Below are 18375 nucleotides of genomic sequence, written 5' to 3'. Positions count from 1 at the left end.
GGCGGCGACACAGGTCAACTCGCCCACGTTCAACGACATCATCACGGTCGTCACCCGGCCGCGGTGGCCTCCCGCATGACTGCCCCCGCCTAGGGCAGCAGCTTCTCCAGGGCGGCGGGTCCCTCCGCCGCCAGCTTGCGCCGGGCCCATTCGATGTTGTGCGGGGTGAGGTCCTTGCCCGAGGCCAGAACGAGGTCCTCCGGCGACACGTCGGTACCGGTGCGGGCGTGGAGCAGACGGTCCGGGGTGGCGCGGTCCTCGGGCGGCTGGGACGCGGTGGGCTGTGATGTCGACATGTTCTCTGCTCCTAGGGTCCGGATCGCTGGTGCGGCCCCGGTGCTGAAAAACGGGTCCGCTATCACCATTCCCCGCGCGAGCGCGGCGTGCATCCGGAGAGGGCGGACCCGGCCCCGCGGGACCCGGCGCACCCCGTTCGGACGCTCACCGATGTCGCGTCGGCGCACTCCGGGTGACGGTGGAGACACGTGTCCCTGCGAATGACAGGAGCTTTACCCATGCGCACACGTGTGACTGCCGCGGCCGGCCTGGCCTGCGCCGCCCTGCTGGCCTTCGCCGGTACGGCGAGCGCGGACGACGGGCCCGTCGGCATCGCCGCCAACAGCCCCGGCGTCCTCTCCGGCAACGTCATCCAGATCCCGATCGACATCAACGCCAACGTCTGCGGCAACACGATCAACGTGATCGGGCTGCTCAACCCGGCGTTCGGCAACGAGTGCGAGATCAAGGACTGACGTCCCGGTCGTACGGCCCTGCCGGCGGCGGCCCGCACATCATCGCGGGCCGCCGCCGGCCGTGTTGTCAGCGCCCGGCCCACGGGCCGGGCGCGAGCACCAGCATCGTCACGTCGTCCCGCACGTCCGGGCAGTGCCGCAACAGGTCGGCCCAGACCCGCTCGGCCAGCGTGACGGGATCGTCGGCGGCGAGCCCCGGCAGGCGCTCGGCCAGCGGGTAGAAGACCCCGTCGGTGTCCCGGGCCTCGGTGACCCCGTCGGAGGCCAGGAAGAGCCGGTCGCCGGCGTTCAGCGGCACGGACACGACCCGGGGCGGAGCTACCTCGGCGAGACCGAGACCGAGCGGAGTGCACGGCTCGACGTCGAGTTCCACGACCCGCCCGTCCCGCAGCAGCAACGGCCCGGCCTGCCCGCACGCCACGATCCGCACCACCCGGGCGTCGGCGGAGAAGTCGAGCAGCACCGCCGTCGCGAACAGCTCGGCGTGCGGCTCACCCGCCGAGTCCACCGCCAGCCTCCGGTCGAGCCGGGCCGCCACGGCCTCCGGGTCCGGCTGGTCGAGCACCGCCTCCCGGAACGCCCCCAGCAGCGACGCGACCGTGGCGACGGCCGACAGCCCGTGCCCCTGCACATCCCCCATGACCGCCCGCACGCCGTAGGGGCCCGCCCGCACGTCGAAGAAGTCGCCTCCGACCAGCGTCCCGCTCTGCGCGGCCCGGTACAGGCCCGCACACCGCACCGGCCCGACCCGCTTCGGCAGCGGCGGCACCACAGCCCGCTGCGCGACCTCGGCGACGGTCCGCTCGGTGACCAGCTGCGCGTCCCGCCTGGTCCGGACGTACGACAGCAGCACGCTCAGCACCGACACGAAGCACACGGTCAGCAGGTCGGTGCTGCCGGGATCGTTGAGGTTGAACACGGGCACGGTCAGCACGACCACGACCAGCGCGCCCAGCACGGCGGTCGCCACCGGTCCGTGCGCCAGTACCGCGAGAGGCGGAATGGCGCCCAGCAGGAAGCCGATGTCCAGGGGATCCGGGCTGATCAGCTCCGCCGCGCACACACCCGCCAGCAGGGCAGACGGCAACACCCGGGCCCAGCCGGGCGGCGGTGCGCCGCGCAGCCAGCCCCGCCGCTCCGGGTCCCGGCGCGCCGGCCGGCCGCGCAGACTGCTCACACCACCACGCTGCTACGCCCGGCCGGCCGCCGCACGCGGGGCACCGCGATCTCGCCGGACTGGTCGGCGTCCGACCCGTGGCGCCCGAGGAGCAGCCGGGCCGTGCGGGAAAAGCGATGGACGGTCCACCGAGGGTCCCGTAGCGTATGGCGCGCCACGCCCGAGACCGATGGAAGGAGGGCAGAGCCGTGCAGTTCACACCGTTCCCGCGCTCCCTCCCCGTTGTTCCGGCGTGCTTCGGCTGACCCACCGGGAGCGCTTCACACAGCACCCGTCCCGGAGGACCTCCCATGACCGATCCGGTCATCCGCGCGCTCGGCACGAGCGACGCCCATCTCTTCGACACCCTGCCCGACCCGCTGGGCGCCCGTGAGGGCCACCGGCTGACCCGGCACCGCCCCGACTGGAAGCGGGTCGCCCTGCGCGACGGCCGTGTCGTCGCCCGCGGCGCCTGGTGGGGCGGCCCCGACGACACCGAGCCCCTCAACGTCAACTGGTTCGACGTGGCCGAAGGCGAGGAAGAAGCGGGCGCCGCGCTGCTGCGCTCCGGCCCCCGGCAGGTCGACCTGGAACTGAACCTGCCCGCCGGGTGGCGTGACGACCCGGCCCTGCGGGCCGCCGCCGAAACCCGCTTCACCGCCGCCCGGAAGGCCGGCTACGACCTCCTGGTCGAACGCCTGCTGTACCGCTGGACCCCCGACCGCGGCCTGCCCGAGCGGCCCGGGCGCCTCGACTTCCGAGCCGAACCGGACGACGCCGTGTTCTTCGACGCGCTGCGCCGCATCCACTCCGTCACCCTGGACGGCCACGCGCTCAAGGCCATCGAGCAGGGCGGACTCGACCGGGCGGCGCAGGAGGAACTCGACTTCTTCCACTGGTGCCCGTCGCCGCGCGAGTGGTGGCGGGTGGCGTACACCCCACAGGGCGAGGCGGCCGGCATCCACATCCCGGCCCACAACCCCTCGGGCCCCTGCGTCGGCTTCATCGGGGTCCTGCCGGACCAGCGCGGGCAGGGCTACGCCTACGACCTGCTGGCCGAGTGCACCCACTTCCTCGTCGAGCAGGGGGCGGAGTTCATCGCGGCGGCCACGGACCGGGGCAACTTCCCCATGGCGGCCAACTTCGCCAAGGCCGGCTTCCCGGTGGTGAGGGAACGCATCGACTTCACCCCGGTCTAGGACACCAGCCGCCTAGGACCCGCTGGTCAGCAGATCCTGGGCGGCCGTGAGGATCTCCGTGACCCGCAGCCCGAACGCCGCGTCACAGGCGTGCGGGCGGCCGGTCCGGGCGGCGTCGAGCAGCGCGTCCGCGGCCCGCGCCAGGGCGGGCACCGCTCCGTCGGAACTCTCCGGCAGCACCGCGACGCCGGCCTCTCCCCGCAGCTCCACGGCGGCACCGGCGGCGGCGGGCGGCGCCGTGAGGCTCAGGGTGAGGGTGCTCGACGCGCCACCGGCGTGGTCGAGGACGAGATGGGACGTGTCGCCGGGCCCGCACGCCGCCGCGGTGACCCGCCGCACGTCCCCCAGGACCGGCAGCAGCACGGACAGCGCGTGCGGGCCGACGTCCCACAGGGCGCCCTTCTCCCGCCGCCACGGGGTCGCGAAGGGGCTGTCGCCGGTGAACACCGCCCCGAGCCACTCGGCGCGCGCGGTGAACCAGCCCCCCAGCGCCGCCTGTTCGGCGATCCACGCCGCCGGCTCGGGCTGGAAACGGGTCGTGAAGAACACGACCGAGGCGACCCCCGCCTCCCCGGCCGCCTCGACCACCGCCCGCCCCTGCTCTACGGTCGGTGCGAGCGGCTTGTCGAGCAGCAGGTGACATCCGGCACGCGCCGCCCGCGCGGCGAGTGAGGCCTGCACCTCGGGCGGCAGCGCCACGGCGACGGCCTCCACGTCGGCGAACAGCTCGTCGACGTCGTCGTAGGCCCGGACGCCGTACCGCTCGGCCAGTTCCTTCGCCGCCTCGGGGCGACGGCCCCACACCCCCGTGAAGTCCAGCTCCCCGTGCCCGCTCAACGCGGGCGCGTGGGCCAGCCGGGCCCAGGGTCCGGTACCGAGCAGTCCTATGCGCATGCCGCCGCCTCTCCACGCTTCCGGAACGAAGAGCGTGCCACACGGAAACGACCGGCGGACAACAGAAAAGGCAAGGAGCGCTCTCCTTGCCACTCTCAAGTTATAGCCCACAGGGGGCCTTGCGGCAAGGCCCCCCGGCTCCCGCACAATGTCCGGCCTAGGCCCAGGACCTGCGGAAACGGGAGCATGACGTGACCCCTGCGACGACGAGCGCGTTCGATCTTCCCGACCGCCTCGCGCACAAGGCCGAACCGGCGCTGATCGCCGGGGACGAACAGCACTTCGCCGCCGTCGCCGACTGCCTGGAACAGTCGATCGCCGAACTGTCGGGCCGTCTGGAAGCCGCGCGCAGGGCGCCCGGCGGCAAGGGTCGGCAGGCGATGGACCGGGACGCCGAGATCCACCGGCTGACCGCCCGGCTGCGCACCCTGCGCCGCTTCGGACTCGACCTGTGCCTCGGGCGCATGGTCGGCGCCGACGGCTCCGAGCCCGTGTACGTCGGAAGGCTCGGCCTCACCGACAGCGAAGGGCGCCGGCTGCTGGTCGACTGGCGCTCCCCGGCGGCCGAACCGTTCTTCGGGGCCACCCACGCCGACCCGATGGGCCTGGCCAGCCGCCGCAGGTACCGCTGGACCGAGGGCCGGGTCGGCGACTACTGGGACGAGGTCTTCACCGCCGACGGACTGGAAGGGCACGCCGCGCTCGACGACCAGTCCGCCTTCATCGCAGGCCTCGGCACCAACCGCTCACCCCGCATGCGGGACGTCCTCGCCACCCTCCAGGCCGACCAGGACGCCATCATCCGCGCCGGTTCCCGCGGCGCCCTCGTCGTCGACGGCGGCCCCGGCACCGGCAAGACCGTCGTCGCCCTGCACCGCTCCGCCTACCTCCTCCACTCCGACCCGCGCCTGGCACAGCACCGCAGGGGCGGTGTGCTGTTCGTGGGCCCCCACCGGCCCTACCTGTCCTACGTCTCCGACGTCCTGCCCAGCCTCGGCGAGGAGGGCGTGCAGACCTGCCTCCTGCGCGACCTCGTGGACGAAGGCGCCTGCGCACAGGCCGAGACCGACCCGGAGGTGGCGCGCCTGAAGTCCTCCGTGGACATGGTGCGGGCGATCGAGGAGGCCGTCCGCTTCTACGAGGAGCCGCCCGCCGAGGCGATGACGGTCACGACCCACTGGTCCGGCATCCCGCTGAGCCCCGACGACTGGGCCACGGCGTTCGAGGCGGCGGAGCCGGGCACACCGCACAACGAGGCGCGCGAGCAGGTGTGGGAGGAACTGCTCACGATCCTCGTGGACAAGCACGAGGGCGAGGCGTCCGAGACATCGCTGCGCACGGCGCTGTCCCAGGACCGGGAGCTGTTCGCGGCCTTCAACCGTGCCTGGCCCGTGCTCGAGGCGGCCGACCTCGTCGGGGACCTCTGGTCGGTCCCCGCCTACCTGCGCAGGTGCGCCCCCTGGCTCGACCGCGACGAGGTCCGCACGCTGCAACGCGCGCAGCCCCAGGCCTGGACGCTGTCCGACCTGCCCCTGCTGGACGCGGCGCGACAGCGGCTCGGCGATCCGCAGACCTCCCGCCGCAGGCGCCGTCAGGAGGCCGCCGTCGCCGCCCAGCGGGAGGGCATGGCCGACGTCATCGACAACCTGCTGGAGGCCCACAGCCACGACGACGGCGAAGGAGTGCTGGTCATGCTGCGCGGGCAGGACATGCGCAACTCCCTCGTCGACGAGAGCGTCCTGCCGACGGCCGACCCGGACCGGCTCGCCGGGCCGTTCGCGCACATCGTCGTGGACGAGGCCCAGGAACTGACCGACGCGGAATGGCAGATGCTGCTGCTGCGCTGCCCGTCCCGCAGCTTCACCATCGTCGGGGACCGCGCCCAGGCCCGCCACGGATTCACGGAGTCGTGGCGGGAACGGCTGGAGCGGGTCGGTCTGGACCGCGTCGAGTCGGCCGCCCTGACCGTCAACTACCGGACACCCGCGAAGATCATGGCGAAGGCCGAGCCGGTCATCAAGGCGGTGCTGCCGGACGCCAACGTGCCGACGTCGATCCGCGGCGGCGGCGTCCCCGTCCGGCACGGCTCCACCACGGAGCTGCACTCCGTCCTCGACCGGTGGGCGGCCGAACACGCCGACGGGATCGCCTGTGTCATCGGCGATCCCGCGTTCCGGCCGACGTCCCCCCGTGTGCGCGCGCTGACGCCGGAGCTGTCGAAGGGGCTGGAGTTCGACCTGGTCGTACTCGTCGACCCGGAGGACTTCGGCGACGGCGTCCAGGGCGCCGTCGACCGCTATGTGGCGATGACCCGGGCCACGCAGGAACTCGTGGTCCTCACGAGTTCCTGACGTCCGCCGGGCCCGGGTGGCGCCACCGCACACACCGGCGGTGAACCGTGTGTGCGGGCGGCCCTCGGGCGGGCGGTCCGGGGTGCGGGGCTCGGCGTTCAGCTCTCCGAGCTGATGTTGACCATCCACGGGACGCCGAAGCGGTCCGTGCACATGCCGAACACGTCACCCCACATCTGCTTCTCCAAGGGCACCGACACCGAGCCGCCCTCAGACAGCTTCTCCCAGTAGCCGCGCAGCTCGGCGTCGTCGTCGCCGCTCAGGCTGACGGAGTAGGAACCACCCTGTGCCGGCTCCGTGCCCGGCGGGTTGTCGGCGCCCATCAGGGTGAAGCCGGCAGGGGTCTCCAGCATGCCGTGCATGATCTTGTCGGCGTTCGGGGCGTCCGCCTGCCCGAAGTCCCCGTAGCTGTTGAGGTCGAGTGTGCCGCCGAAGACCTCCTTGTAGAACTCCATCGCCTGCCGGGCGTCGCCGTTGAAGGTGAGGTACGGGTTGAGACGCAAGGCCATGAAAACCTCCCAGAAAGGGGCAAGGTGGGTTTTCGCGCAGCGTATCGCCGAGCACGGGGGTCGGCGCGCCGAGCGGGACGGTGCGAAGGCCTGGTCGGCCGGATCGGGCTCTCGGAGGTCACCCTCGACGAACTGGGGCGGCCCGGGAGCTCGTCGATGTCATGAGCGTGCACAACCGGTACAGCCTGCTCGACCGGGCGGTGGGTCCCCGCCGTTCACGGGGTGCGGCCTGCTCGTCTCGTCGGCCAGATTCGGCCAGGGGAGAGCCGCGACCGGTCCGTGCCGGGGGCCCCGGTCGAGCACCTGCCGGGGGAGCACGGCGGGGTCGGCACGCGGGGGCGGGTCAGGTCGTCGGTTCGCCGTGTGGCAACCCGTCGTGAGGCCGGACGCGTCCGGGCCGTGGCGCCGGGGCTCACGCCTCCTCGGACGCCCCGTTGTTCCAGTCGTAGGGGCCGCCGCCCTGCCACTCGATCAGCTCGGTGTCGTCGACGGCCGTGTCGGTGGTGGGCAGGCCCTCGCGGTGCAGCAGGTCCAGTACGTCGAAGAGGCTGTAGGCGACGCCCATGCGCTCGCCGCGGATGGTCACCAGCCGTCCGCCGTCCGTCGCGGGCGGCTGCACGACCACAGGGGGTTGACCGTCCATAGCCCCACCATGCTCCCGAAACGGCCGGTTCGCAGCTCGGTGGCGTCCAGAAGCGGTACGGACCCGTGCCCGGCACCGACGTCGGAGCCGCTGTGCGCCGGTGACAAGGCGCGAGGCGGAAGCTGAGTTCTCATCAGCACCGCCTGAGAACGGCCCTGCCGCCGCCCTAGCGTCCGTGGCATGGACATGAACCGCATGCGCAGAGGGAGGTGGGGCGGCGCCGTGCTGGCGGTGCTGCTGACCACCGGGACACTGACGGCCGCCGCCCCGGGTGCCCGGGCCGACACGGCCCGCACCGAGACACCGGTGAGATCGACCTCCCCGGTGACCGCGGTGAAGGAATCGATGGTGCGGGTGAAGGTGCCGCTGCCGGAGTCGGCCGGGGCCCGTCCGGCGGCGTGCGACTGGCTGTCGTACCTGCGCTACCGCTCCGCCGACGGGCCGGCCGCGTCCGCCGACGCGGACCGGATCCTCATCGCCCAGCCCGGCATCCTGGAGGGAGCGGGCGCCTTCGACAGCGTCGCCCGCAACACCGTCGCGAAGGCCGCCGGGCAAGGACGGCACATCGAGTTCTGGGCCCTGGACCGGCGTTCCAACTGCCTGGAGGACCGCACCGGCATCGCCTCCGGCGACCAGCACGCGGCGGTCGACTACTACTACCGCGGCAAGCCGGTCGGCGGCCGGACGTTCGACGGGTTCGTCGGCAACGGACAACTGGGCTGGATGGCCGGGCTCGGGATCGAGCAGACGGTACGCGACCAGTACGACCTGCTCACCGCCGAGCTGCCCTCCCAGGCGCAGCGCAAGCGGAAGGTGCTGTGCGGCGGGCACTCGCTGGGCGGTGTCATCACCGGCTACTTCGCCACCGCCGACTTCGACGGGAACCGCGCCACCACCGCGGACGCCGGATACAACCAGTGCGCCGGCTACTTCGCCCTCGACACCACCGTCTCCACCTCGCTGGCCGACCTCAGCGGCAGCATCCCGGACGACACCAACCTCCCCGACATCGGCCTCGGGTACGGCGTCGTGCAGGCCGGGCTCGACAGCGGGGTGCTGCCCCGCACGCTGTCCGCGCCGGTGCTGCTCAACCCCGAGACCATGACCCTGCTCGGCATCGCGGGCCTGGGCGCCCTCAACGACCTGGAGGGCGAGGCCGACCTGCCCCGCTACCTGCCCAGGAGCCTCAACATCGAGGCCACCAACCGCTTCCTGTTCTCCAAGGACACCGCCGCGTTCCTCACGGGCACACCCTCGGTGAAGGACTTCCGGCTCACCAACGGGGCGGTGCTCGGGGCGCTGCTCGACGACAACTCCGTACCGCTGGCGTTCCTCCAGACCAGCGTCGGCTTCTTCGACGGCGGGCCCGTCGTCGACAAGACCTTCCCCGTCGCCAACGGCGGTGACCAGCAGGCCGGGCTGTACGGCACCGCGTACAAGGCCATCCCAGGCAAGCCGCAGGGGCCGCTCTACACCTGGCGCAACTACGACCGCGTCGGCGATCCGGACGACCCCGGCCACCGGTCGGCCGACGGCACCCCGTTCACGGGCGCCGGCGAGGAGGTCACCGATGTGCGCCAACTGGCCCGCAGTCTCGCCGAGCAGCCGCTGGACTTCACCGAGCAGTACTTCCCGACCAAGCTCGTCACGGACATCCAGCTGGCCACCTCGCCGCAGGTGAAGAAGCTCGTCGTCCACCCCGAGGGGATCGAGGCCAACCCGGTGCTCACCGTGCTCGCCGGTGAGGGGCTGCTGGCCGGCCGGGTCCCCGCCGACCTGCACCCGGTGGTCGCCGACGGCTACCAGCACCTCGACGTCCTGACTGCCGCGCCCGCGCAGAACGACGGCCGGCCCGAGCCCGTCTCCACCAGCCTCGCCGGTTTCGCTCGGGCACCGCGCTAGTCCCCGCCGGTACGCACGCGAAGGGGCCCGGGAGGAACTCCTCCCGGGCCCTTTTCGTGTACTTCGGAGCTCAGAGTCTGCCCGCGGCGAACCCGGCCGCCTGCTCGGCGTCGTCCCGATAGCCCAGGTGCGCCCCGACGTCGCCTCCGCCGTTCTCGCAGACGGGGTCGCCCTTGGCGCACAGGTCGAGGGTGCGGCTCTGGTAGGTGCCGGTGACGCTCTTGCCGAGCGCCCGGATCGGGTTGCCGAACAGCAGCACCGCGGCGACCTTCGGCTCGACCGCCGCGGGCAGCGTGGCGACGATGGGGCTGCCGACCACCGCGCCCGCGCTGCTGATGCCGATCGAGTTGTCGACGACGTTCGCGCCCTGCGAATAGCCGACGAGGACGAACTTCTGATTCGGACAGGCGGCGGCCTGGCTCTTCACATGATTCACCAGGTCGAGATTGCCCTGCGCCGCGGATGTGGGGGAGAGGTCGGCGGGGTAGTTCACCTTGTAGCTGGACAGGTTCTTTCCCGCTGCTTTCTTCTGCAGCGCGGAAAACACCGGATCGCCGACGATGAAGCCGAGCGTGCCCGGCTCGAAGGTGCCGCGGGCGGCGACGACCTCGACGTCCGAGCAGGCCGCGGCCGAGGCCGGGGCGGCCGAGACGGTGGCGAGCCCGGCGCCGCCGGCCAGCGAGAGCGCCGCGAGGCACATACGGATACGCATGGGGGATCCTCCGCGTGACAGGCGCATCGAGCGCCTTCGGAAAAGGACGCCCCGAACGTATTCGCTTTCTCCGGACCACTGTTATGGACGGGATTATGGAAACGTCACGGGTTTTTGTCGCCGATTGAGTGCCCGGCCTGAATTCAGGACGTCAGTTCCGCGGTGGGCGCAAGGATTCCGCGCGCAACGCCAGAATGAGGTCCAGGCGCGTCGCCGGGTCGTGCAGGGCGTCACCGAAGAGCTTCTCCAGCTGCCGCAGCCGGTAGCGGACCGTCTGCGGGTGGATGTGCAGGCGTACGGCGACGTCCGGCACGTTGCTGCCGCTGAGCAACCACGCCAGCAGGGTCTCGGCGAGCCGGTCGCGTTGCCCGGCCGAGACCGTGTCGAGGGGTGCGAGGACCCGCGCCTGCAGCCGTTCCAGCAGCGGTTCGTCGCCGTACAGCAGCAGCGTCGACAGATGCTCGGAGCAGCGCACCACACCCTGGCGGGGGAGCACCCCACGGCCCATCAGCCCCAGCGCCCGGCTGGCCAGGCGCAACGACTGCGCCGCGTCGGTGACCGCGACCGTCGGGCCGATCGCGGCGGGCCGGCCGCGCAGCGCGAGCGTGAACGCCCGGCCGCCGATGCCCCCCGGGCCGTCCGGATCCGGCACCAGCATGCGCGGGGGACGGGACCCCATGTCCACCAGCGCGCCCGCCGCCGCCAGCGGCCGGTCCTCCTCCCGCCGGTCCGGCGCCGCGGCGAGCGCCACGACCGCGACCGTCCGGGGCACCGGCCAGCGTGCGCTGTGCGCCAGGTCCTGCACGGCCTCCGGCGCCACCGGACCGTCATCGAGGAGCAGGTCGAGCAGGCGCTTGCGGCGGCGCTCCAACTCGTCGGAGCTGCGCAGCTGTGCCTCCGCGTACCCGGAAGCGGCCGCCTGGGCCACCTCGTGGACGGTCCGGAACGCCAGCTCTCCCAGCGCGGCCACGACGGTGGAGTCCAGCCCGAGTTCCTCGGCCGTACGGCCCATCTGCCGCCAGGCGCACAGCCCGCCGACCCGCAGCGCGGACTGCAGGGCGTCCAGGCTGCGGCCCTCCAGCGCCTCGCCCCGCCCGAGTTCGTAGTACGTCGCCGCGATCGCGCCCCCGTCGTCGCGCGGATCGGCGATGTGGTCGACGAACAGGGTGAGCGCCTGCACCACCCCGGACCGCAGGTTCTGGCGGTAGGTCCCGTCGGCGGGCCGCGCGTACTCGGGGACCTGCCTGCGGACCTCCTCCTCCACCTCGTCGGCGACGCCCGCCAGATTGGCGCGCAACAACTCCGCCAGCTCGGGAGGAGGCTGGGGTGCTACGGGGCGGTCCGGCACGCCGCGCGGAGTGGGCACAGCCATCACGGACACTCCTTTCGACCGGAAGCGGCTCACCCGCGGGCTGGTGCCTGTGGGACGAGTGGGTAGTCCTGTGTGGGACGGACGACCCCTCCGCTCCGTTCCGTGCCCCGACGACGCCTCCGTCACTCGGGCACGCCCAGTGCACGGGCGAGGACAGGCCACGAGGCGGTGAACTCCGGCTTCCAGTGCGTCCAGTCGTGCCCGCCGCCCCCGTAGAAGTGCGTGGTGGCAGGGATGCCCATGAGGGCCAGCGTGCGGGCGAAACCCTGGGCCGAGGGCCACAGGGCGCTCTCCAGGATCCCGGGCAGCGGATCGCCGCCGCCGCCCACCCCGCTGCCCTGCGACGCGTACAGCGCGGTGCCGCGCAACCCGCCGGCGCGGGCGCGCGGATTGAACTCGCGCCAGGTCAGCAGGTTGAGCAGCGGGTTTCCCCACAGGGACGCGGCCGGCAGGTTCTCGCGCGCCACGATCGCGTCCATGATGGCGGGAACACCGGGGGCCGTGGTGTCCAGGACGCCGCTGTAGGAGGCCGCCGCCTTGAACGCACCGGGGTGGCGGGCCGCGTGGGCCATGGCCCCGTAACCGCCGGTGGACACCCCCGCGACCGCCCGTACACCGGAGGCCCGGTAGTCCCGGGCGAGCAGCGCCGGCACCTCCTTCACCTGGAACGTCTCGTAGTCGGGGCCGCCGCGCCAGACGCTCGGGATGCCGGTGGGTCCCGCGTCCGGCATCGCCACGATCAGGTCCCGGCCCGCGGTGAACGCCTCGATGTCCGTCTCGCGGGTCCAGGACGTGTAGTCGTCGTGGGCGCCGTGCAGCAGGTACAGCACGGGGTACCTCTTCTCCGGCCGCGTACCGAAGTCCGACGGCAGGATCAGGCGGACCGGCGCGCTCCTGCCGAGCGCGGCGGAGGGCACGGACACGTCCAGCGTGCGCGCCCCCGTTCGGCCGGCCGCCCGCGCGGGGGCCGTGCCGGCCGTGGCCCCGAAGAGGGCGGCGAGTCCGGCGGCGGCCGTAGCTCTGGCGACGGTACGGCGGGACACTCCGGCAGCGGGCTTGTGCGGCAGGTCGGGCATGACGGCTCCTCGGGTTCCTGGTCAGGGGGCCGGCTCGGCGAGCAGGCGGCCCAGATGGGCGGCGATCGCGTCGACGTGCGGCGGATCGAGCAGGGAGAGGTGGTGACCGGGCACCGGCACCACCTCCAGGCCGGGGCACACCTCGTCCCAGCCCAGTGCCGGGTCGTCCCGCTCGTACGCCGGGTCGCGCACGGTGTGCGGCGCGGGGTCGGTGGCCCGGTAGAGCACGGCCGGCCCGTCATGGCGCCCTGGCCGGTGCGCCTCGCCGATGCCCATGTCCAGGTAGGAGGCCCGCTGGTGCTCCAGCGCGGCGGCCGGTACGTCGGCGGCCTCCCGCAGTGCCCGCAGCACGGTGTCGATCCGGGCCGCGTCGTCGTCGACGGCCACGAGCTCGTCGTACGGCAGCTCCAGGCGCACGCCGTAGGTGTCGGCGACGTGACGGGCGAAGCCCTCGAAGTGCGCCCTGGTCCGTTCGGCACGGGTCGAACCCGGGCGGGGGAGGGGCCGCACGGAGTCGATGAGCACGACCAGCCGCACCTCCCGCCCGGCGGCGGTCAGCTGCCGCGCGGCCTCCTGGGCGACGAAACCCCCGAAGGACCAGCCACCCAGCACGCAGGGCCCCTCGGGGTGGGCGGCGCCGATCGCCTCGGCGTAGCGCCGCGCCTTCTCGGGCACGGTCCGGGCTTCCTCGATCCGCTCCAGTCCGTACACCGGCTGGTCGTCGCCGAGGCGTTCGGCGAGCCTCCGGTAGACATCGACCGTGCCTCCGGCGGCGTGGACGAGGAACAGCGGGGGCCGCGCACCGCCGGGGCGCAGGGGCCGCACCGGGGAGTCGTCGCGGGGGAGGGCGCGCTCGACCCGGGCGGCGGCGTCCTCGACCGTGACGGCGGCGAACAGCTCGCGCAGGGGCAGTTCGACGCCGAACTCGCGCTCCACCGCCGTGCGGATCCGCACGGCCATCAGCGAGTCGAGCCCCAGGTCGGCCCACGCGGTGCCCGGGGTGACACGGGCGGGGGAGTGTCCGGTGACGGCGGCCGTGTGGTGGATCAGGCGGGCCAGGACCGAGGAGGCCTCCGGCAGGTGGCCGGACGGTTCGTCCCGCACCGGCTCGGCGCGGTGCGCCGGGCCGTCCGTCCACCAGTGCCGCACGTGCCGCCACCGGGGCAGCGGCAGGTCGACGACCCGTCCCTGCGGGACGGGCAGCCGCTGTCCGGCCGCGTAGAGGGCCGCCAACTGCCCGGCGAAGGCCTCCGAGCCGTCGGCGTCCCGGCGCAGGGTGGCCAGGGCGAGGGCGCCGGGCACGGTGTCGGCGACGGCCCCGGTCAGCACCGGATGAGGCGAGATCTCGACGAAGGCCGTGTGGCCGTCGGCCGCGGCCGAGGCCAGCGCCCGGTCCAGCCGCACGGGCCGCCGCAGGTTGGCGGCCCAGTGCGCGGCGTCGAAGAGACAGTCGCCGCGCGGGTCGTCCAGGACCGTGGAGTGCACCGGGACGCGCGGCCGCCGCCCCCGCAGGCCCGACAGCCCGTCCACCAGCTCCGGCAACAGCCCGTCCACCTGCGGCGAATGCCCGGCTCCCACGACCCGCATCACCCTGGCCGCCCGGCCCCGTCCCTCCAGCAGGCGCACGAGCCGCGCCACCGCCGCCTCCTCACCGGTGACGACCTTCTGCCGCGGGGAGGAGTGCACGGCGACATGGACGTCCGGGAAGTCCCGCTCCAGCGCGTCCAGTTCGGTGTCGTCCAGGTCCACCACGGCCATCGCGCCACCGCGCAGGCCGCTCAGCAGCCGGGCCCGCACCGCGATGACCCGCGCCCCCTCCTCGACGTCCAGCGCGCCCGCGCACACCGCCGCCGCCACCTCGCCCATGGAGTGGCCGATGACGGCGGCCGGCTCCACCCCGTGTGACCGCCAGAGCTCGGCGAGCGCCAACTGGAGTCCGAACAGCACCGGTTGGGCGACCTCCAGACGGTCCAGGCCCTCACCCGAGGACAACCGGTCGTAGAGCGACAGGCCGCACTCCGGGGCGAGCCGCGGGTCCAGCTTCTCGACGGCTGCGGCGAACGCGGGTTCCTCGGCCAGCAGCCGGCGCCCCATGCCGGGCCACTGGCTGCCGTAGCCCGAGAAGACCCACACCGGGCCGGGGCCCACACGATCACGGTCCCCGGTCGTCACCCGGGCGTCGGCGCGCCCTGCCGCCAAGGCGTCCAACGCGTCGGCCAGTTCGGCGCGATCGCGGGCGACCACGGCGGCACGCACCGGGCCCCGGCCCGCGCGCCCGGCCAGGGTCCGGGCCACGTCGGCGGGGTGCGGCGCGCTGTCCCGCAGCCGGGCGGCGAGCCTGCCCGCCGTGTCGCGCAGACGCTCGGTGCCGAGGTCGCTGAGCAGATGAACCCGGGCCGCCGGAGCCTCCGACGGCCGTGCCGGAACAAGGCCGGGCGGCCCTTCCTCCAGCACCACATGGGCGTTGGTGCCACCGAATCCGAACCCGGAGACGCCCGCGACGGCCGTGCCGCCGTAGCGGGGCCAGGGCTCCGGCTCGGTCACCACCCGCAGCCGGGCGTCGGTGAGGGAACTGCCCCCCTCGCAGTGCAGGGACGCGGGGATGCCGTCGTGGTGCAGCGCCAGCACGGTCTTCACCAGGCCGGCGACGCCCGCGGCGGACTCCAGATGGCCGAGGTTGCCCTTGGCGGAGCCCAGCAGCAGCGGCTGGTCGGGGTCCCGGCCGGCGCCGAGCACCGCGCCGAGCGCACCCGCCTCGATCGGATCGCCGAGCGGAGTGCCGGTGCCGTGGGCCTCCACGTAGTCGACGTGCTCCGCGGCCAGCCCGGCCTGCGCGTACGCCCGCTCCAGCAGCGCCCGCTGGGCGGCCGGGTTGGGCGCCATCAGACCGTTCGAGCGGCCGTCGGAGTTGACGGCGGTGGCGCGGACGACGGCCAGCACCCGGTCGCCGTCCCGCTCCGCGTCGGACAGCCGCTTCAGGATCACGGCGGCGCAGCCCTCACCGCGCCCGATGCCGTCCGCCCGCGCCGAGAACGGCTTGCAGCGCCCGTCCGGGGCGAGTGCGCCCGCCCGGCGGAAGGCGACCGTGACGGCCGGCGAGAGCAGCAGGTTGACGCCGGCGGCGATCGCCGTGTCGCTCTCGCCCGAGCGCAGGCTGACGCAGGCGTGGTGCACGGCGACCAGCGAGGACGAGCAGGCCGTGTCGACGGCCAGGCTCGGCCCCCGGGTGTCCAGGACGTAGGAGAGCCGCCCGGCGGCGACGCCGAGCGCGCCCCCGGCCGGCGCCCAGGGGTCGACGGCGGCCGGGTCGGCGCCCGTGAGCTGCCCGTACTCCGGCGCCGAGATGCCCACGAACACGCCGGTGGCCGTGCCCGCCAGGGACCTCGTCGGCACGGCGGCGTGGTCGAGCGCCTCGTGGACGACCTCCAGCAGGATCCGCTGCTGGGGGTCCATCACCGCGGCCTCGCGCGGGGTGACGCGGAAGAACTCCGCGTCGAACCCGGCGATGTCGTCGAGGTAACCGCCGTAGGGATGCGCGTCGGCGGGCGGGAACGCGGTGAAGTCGCGCCAGCGGTCCTCCGGGACGCGCCGGATCGCGTCGACGCCGTCGCTGAGCAGCCGCCAGTAGTCCTCCGGGCCGTGCACCCCGCCGGGAAGGCGGCAGCCGACCCCGATGACCGCCACCGGCTCGCCCGCGCCGCCCGTCGCCGCGCCACTCGGCGCCGGTGCCTCCGCTGCTCCCCGCACCCCCGGGTCGCACAGCCGCTCCACCAGGGCCTGACCGGTGGGCGCCTCCCACAGCAGCGTCGTCGGCAGTTCGCGGCCCGTGGCGCGGGAGAGCTCACCGGCCAGGGCGACGGCGTCGCGCGAGGCCATGCCGAGGTCCGCGAGCGGCCGGTCCATCGGGACGTCCCGCGGGGACGTGCCGGTCCAGACGGCCACCCGCTCGGTGATCAGCCGGCGCAGCCCGCTCTCGTCGACGGGCCTCATCCCGTGGCACCCGCCCGGTCCTGCCCGCCGTAGGCGCCCTCCAGGTACCGGGTGCGGGTCAGCGCCCGCGACACCTTGCCACTGGAGGTGCGTGGGACCGTGCCCGGCGGCATGACGACGACGTCGGCCAGCCGCAGCCCGTGCCGGGCGGACACCGCACCGCGCACGGCACGCACCACGGCCGCCACGTCCAGCTCGGCGAGCCGCACGGTCCGCGCGTGCTCCGCCACCACGACCGCACGCTCACCACCGGCGCCCCCCGGCACGGCGAAAGCGGCGAGCCGGTCCCGGCGCACCGCCTCGTGCGCCTCCTGCGCGGTCGCCTCGACGTCCTGCGGATAGTGGTTGCGCCCGTCGACGATGATCAGGTCCTTCAGCCGCCCCGTGACGACCAGTTGACCGTCCAGCACCGTCCCCAGATCGCCCGTGCGCAGCCAGCGGCCCGGTCCGGCCGCTTCGTCCGCGAACTCCGCGCCGAAGACCTCGCGCGCGTCGCGGTTCCAGTAGCCGCGGCCAACGTTCGGGCCCTGCACCCAGATCTCCCCGACCACGCCCTCCGGAAGCGGCACCCGCGCCAGCGGGTCCGCGATACGGACCCGCTGGCCCGCCGGGGTGCCGCAGCCGGCCAGCAGCACCGCCCGGGGGTCGTCGGACCGGGCCGGTAGGGCCTTCCCGGCCGCCAGGGCGTCACGGTCGAGCGCGAACCGGCTCAGCGGCTCACCCGGCCTGGCCGCGCACACGAACACCGTGGCCTCGGCCAGCCCGTACGACGGGCAGTGCGTCCCGGGCGCCAGGCCCTGGCCCGCGAACGCCGCGTGGAAACGGTCGGCCGTGCCCGGGCGGACCGGTTCACTGCCGTTGATCAGCGCGGTCACCTTGTCCAGCCGCAGCCCTTCCTTCTGGTCGGCGGTGACGGTCGCGACGCAGTAGTCGTAGGCGAAGTTGGGCGCGGCGCTCACGGCGTTCGGGTGCGCGGCGAGCAGCCGCAGCCAGCGCACCGGCTCGTGCAGGAAGGCGGCCGGGTCCATCAGCACCGACGGCTCCCCGCGCACCACCGGGGCCGCGACGCTGAGCACCAGTCCCATGTCGTGGTACAGCGGCAGCCAGCCCACGCTGGTCATCGGGCGGCTGTCCAGGCCGTAGGCGGCCAGCGCCTGACGGGCGTTGGCGACGACGTTGCCGTGACCGATGTCCACGCCGGCCGGGGCGCGGGTCGAACCCGAGGTGTACTGGAGGTAGGCGGGCGCCTCGGGGTCCGGGGCGACCGGCCGCCACTGCCGGCCCGCGTCGTCGGGTACCTCGTCCGCGACGACGATCCCCGGCCCGCCGGGCCCGAGGAAGGCGCGCACCTCCTCGCGGACCCGGCTCGTGGTCACCACGACCGAGGGCCGCGCGTCGGCCAGGACGCCGGCGAGGCGGTCCGCGTGGCCGGGCAGCCCGGGCGTGTACAGCGGCACGGCGACCAGCCCGGCGGCCAGGGCCGCGAGGAAGGCGGTCACGTACTCCGTGCCCTGGGGGCACAGCAGCGCGACCCGGTCCCCGGGATCCGCCTCGTCGGCGAGGCGCGCGGCCAGTGCCCGCACCCGCACGTCCAGGCGCCGCCAGGTCAGGGTGCGGTGCACACCGCGCGAGTGGGGCGCCGGGTGCTCCACGAAGGTGAAGGCCCGGCGCTCGGGGCTGGTCTCGGCCCAGTGCCGCACGTACTCCGGCAGGGTGGGGCACTCGGGCGCGAGCGGGGGGCGGCGGCTGTCCATCAGGCGGGGCTCCTCACGGCGCGATCGGCCTACGGGTCGCTGGGGGAAAGGGGGACTTCGCGGAC

At 74.1% G+C, this 18375-nt stretch carries 14 protein-coding genes; 4 read left to right on the top strand and 10 right to left on the bottom strand.

Translation table 11 applies throughout. From position 1 onward, the window contains the following. Positions 1-89: 89 nt before the first annotated feature. Positions 90-296 carry a hypothetical protein gene (locus AB0I06_RS32170; RefSeq protein ID WP_363122381.1) on the bottom strand — a complete coding sequence of 69 codons (207 nt, stop codon included), beginning with the start codon at positions 294-296 and terminating at the stop codon, positions 90-92. 219 nt (positions 297-515) lie between these two features. Here AB0I06_RS32170 and AB0I06_RS32165 point away from each other — a divergent pair, with 219 nt between their 5' ends. Continuing rightward, entirely contained in the window at positions 516-752 is a 237-nt protein-coding gene (locus tag AB0I06_RS32165; protein WP_363122380.1) for a chaplin, read from the top strand. Between the two features lie 67 nt (positions 753-819). Here AB0I06_RS32165 and AB0I06_RS32160 read toward each other — a convergent pair whose 3' ends face one another. Continuing rightward, positions 820-1929, bottom strand: coding sequence for a PP2C family protein-serine/threonine phosphatase (locus AB0I06_RS32160; RefSeq protein ID WP_363122379.1), 1110 nt, complete (start codon positions 1927-1929; stop codon positions 820-822). Between the two features lie 290 nt (positions 1930-2219). On the opposite strand from AB0I06_RS32160, the gene AB0I06_RS32155 reads away from it, so the two are divergent. After that, on the top strand, positions 2220-3107 hold the full coding sequence (locus AB0I06_RS32155) for a GNAT family N-acetyltransferase (RefSeq protein ID WP_363122378.1): 888 nt from the start codon (positions 2220-2222) through the stop codon (positions 3105-3107). Between the two features lie 12 nt (positions 3108-3119). Here AB0I06_RS32155 and AB0I06_RS32150 read toward each other — a convergent pair whose 3' ends face one another. Further along, a complete protein-coding gene (locus tag AB0I06_RS32150; RefSeq protein WP_363122377.1) occupies positions 3120-4001 on the bottom strand; it encodes a Gfo/Idh/MocA family oxidoreductase in 882 nt (293 codons plus the stop codon). A 191-nt stretch (positions 4002-4192) separates the two neighbouring features. Between AB0I06_RS32150 and helR the strand changes: the two genes are divergently transcribed. After that, a complete protein-coding gene (gene helR, locus AB0I06_RS32145) occupies positions 4193-6352 on the top strand; it encodes an RNA polymerase recycling motor ATPase HelR (RefSeq protein ID WP_363122376.1) in 2160 nt (719 codons plus the stop codon). Between the two features lie 98 nt (positions 6353-6450). Here the strand turns inward: helR and AB0I06_RS32140 are convergent, their stop codons facing one another. Together AB0I06_RS32140 and AB0I06_RS32135 are read right to left on the bottom strand one after the other, a co-directional pair. After that, positions 6451-6861, bottom strand: a complete 411-nt coding sequence (locus AB0I06_RS32140; RefSeq protein WP_363122375.1) for a VOC family protein — start codon at positions 6859-6861, stop codon at positions 6451-6453. Between the two features lie 412 nt (positions 6862-7273). Continuing rightward, entirely contained in the window at positions 7274-7504 is a 231-nt protein-coding gene (locus AB0I06_RS32135; protein ID WP_363122374.1) for a hypothetical protein, read from the bottom strand. Between the two features lie 180 nt (positions 7505-7684). Here AB0I06_RS32135 and AB0I06_RS32130 point away from each other — a divergent pair, with 180 nt between their 5' ends. Continuing rightward, positions 7685-9406 (top strand): hypothetical protein, encoded by a 1722-nt coding sequence (locus AB0I06_RS32130; protein ID WP_363122373.1) that lies wholly within the window; start codon positions 7685-7687, stop codon positions 9404-9406. Positions 9407-9476: 70 nt separating this feature from the next. Here AB0I06_RS32130 and AB0I06_RS32125 read toward each other — a convergent pair whose 3' ends face one another. The 5 genes from AB0I06_RS32125 to AB0I06_RS32105 all read right to left on the bottom strand — a co-directional run bounded on the left by AB0I06_RS32125 (position 9477) and on the right by AB0I06_RS32105 (position 18310). Next, positions 9477-10118: a cutinase family protein gene (locus tag AB0I06_RS32125; RefSeq protein ID WP_363122372.1), complete on the bottom strand. Its 642-nt coding sequence runs from the start codon at positions 10116-10118 to the stop codon at positions 9477-9479. A 151-nt stretch (positions 10119-10269) separates the two neighbouring features. Then, entirely contained in the window at positions 10270-11490 is a 1221-nt protein-coding gene (locus tag AB0I06_RS32120; protein WP_363122371.1) for a helix-turn-helix domain-containing protein, read from the bottom strand. 122 nt (positions 11491-11612) lie between these two features. Then, the gene (locus tag AB0I06_RS32115; protein ID WP_363122370.1) at positions 11613-12566 is read right to left on the bottom strand and encodes an alpha/beta hydrolase family protein; all 954 of its coding nucleotides are present in this window, start codon (positions 12564-12566) and stop codon (positions 11613-11615) included. Positions 12567-12587: 21 nt separating this feature from the next. Next, positions 12588-16556 carry a beta-ketoacyl synthase N-terminal-like domain-containing protein gene (locus AB0I06_RS32110; protein ID WP_363122369.1) on the bottom strand — a complete coding sequence of 1323 codons (3969 nt, stop codon included), beginning with the start codon at positions 16554-16556 and terminating at the stop codon, positions 12588-12590. Beyond that, positions 16553-18310, bottom strand: a complete 1758-nt coding sequence (locus AB0I06_RS32105; RefSeq protein WP_363122368.1) for a fatty acyl-AMP ligase — start codon at positions 18308-18310, stop codon at positions 16553-16555. The genes AB0I06_RS32110 and AB0I06_RS32105 overlap by 4 nt, the downstream gene beginning before the upstream one ends. Positions 18311-18375: the final 65 nt, after the last annotated feature.

This window comes from Streptomyces sp. NPDC050674 (assembly GCF_040654575.1).
GTDB lineage: Bacteria > Actinomycetota > Actinomycetes > Streptomycetales > Streptomycetaceae > Streptomyces.
This window is presented reverse-complemented; position numbering and strand designations above follow the sequence as displayed.

Coding starts and splice junctions, on each gene's coding strand:
- AB0I06_RS32110 (WP_363122369.1), bottom strand. CDS start 16,556: ATGAGGCCCGTCGACGAGAGCGGGCTGCGCCGGCTGATCACCGAGCGG.
- AB0I06_RS32105 (WP_363122368.1), bottom strand. CDS start 18,310: ATGGACAGCCGCCGCCCCCCGCTCGCGCCCGAGTGCCCCACCCTGCCG.
- AB0I06_RS32165 (WP_363122380.1), top strand. CDS start 516: ATGCGCACACGTGTGACTGCCGCGGCCGGCCTGGCCTGCGCCGCCCTG.
- AB0I06_RS32115 (WP_363122370.1), bottom strand. CDS start 12,566: ATGCCCGACCTGCCGCACAAGCCCGCTGCCGGAGTGTCCCGCCGTACC.
- AB0I06_RS32125 (WP_363122372.1), bottom strand. CDS start 10,118: ATGCGTATCCGTATGTGCCTCGCGGCGCTCTCGCTGGCCGGCGGCGCC.
- AB0I06_RS32140 (WP_363122375.1), bottom strand. CDS start 6,861: ATGGCCTTGCGTCTCAACCCGTACCTCACCTTCAACGGCGACGCCCGG.
- AB0I06_RS32150 (WP_363122377.1), bottom strand. CDS start 4,001: ATGCGCATAGGACTGCTCGGTACCGGACCCTGGGCCCGGCTGGCCCAC.
- AB0I06_RS32130 (WP_363122373.1), top strand. CDS start 7,685: ATGGACATGAACCGCATGCGCAGAGGGAGGTGGGGCGGCGCCGTGCTG.
- AB0I06_RS32120 (WP_363122371.1), bottom strand. CDS start 11,490: ATGGCTGTGCCCACTCCGCGCGGCGTGCCGGACCGCCCCGTAGCACCC.
- AB0I06_RS32170 (WP_363122381.1), bottom strand. CDS start 296: ATGTCGACATCACAGCCCACCGCGTCCCAGCCGCCCGAGGACCGCGCC.
- AB0I06_RS32135 (WP_363122374.1), bottom strand. CDS start 7,504: ATGGACGGTCAACCCCCTGTGGTCGTGCAGCCGCCCGCGACGGACGGC.
- AB0I06_RS32155 (WP_363122378.1), top strand. CDS start 2,220: ATGACCGATCCGGTCATCCGCGCGCTCGGCACGAGCGACGCCCATCTC.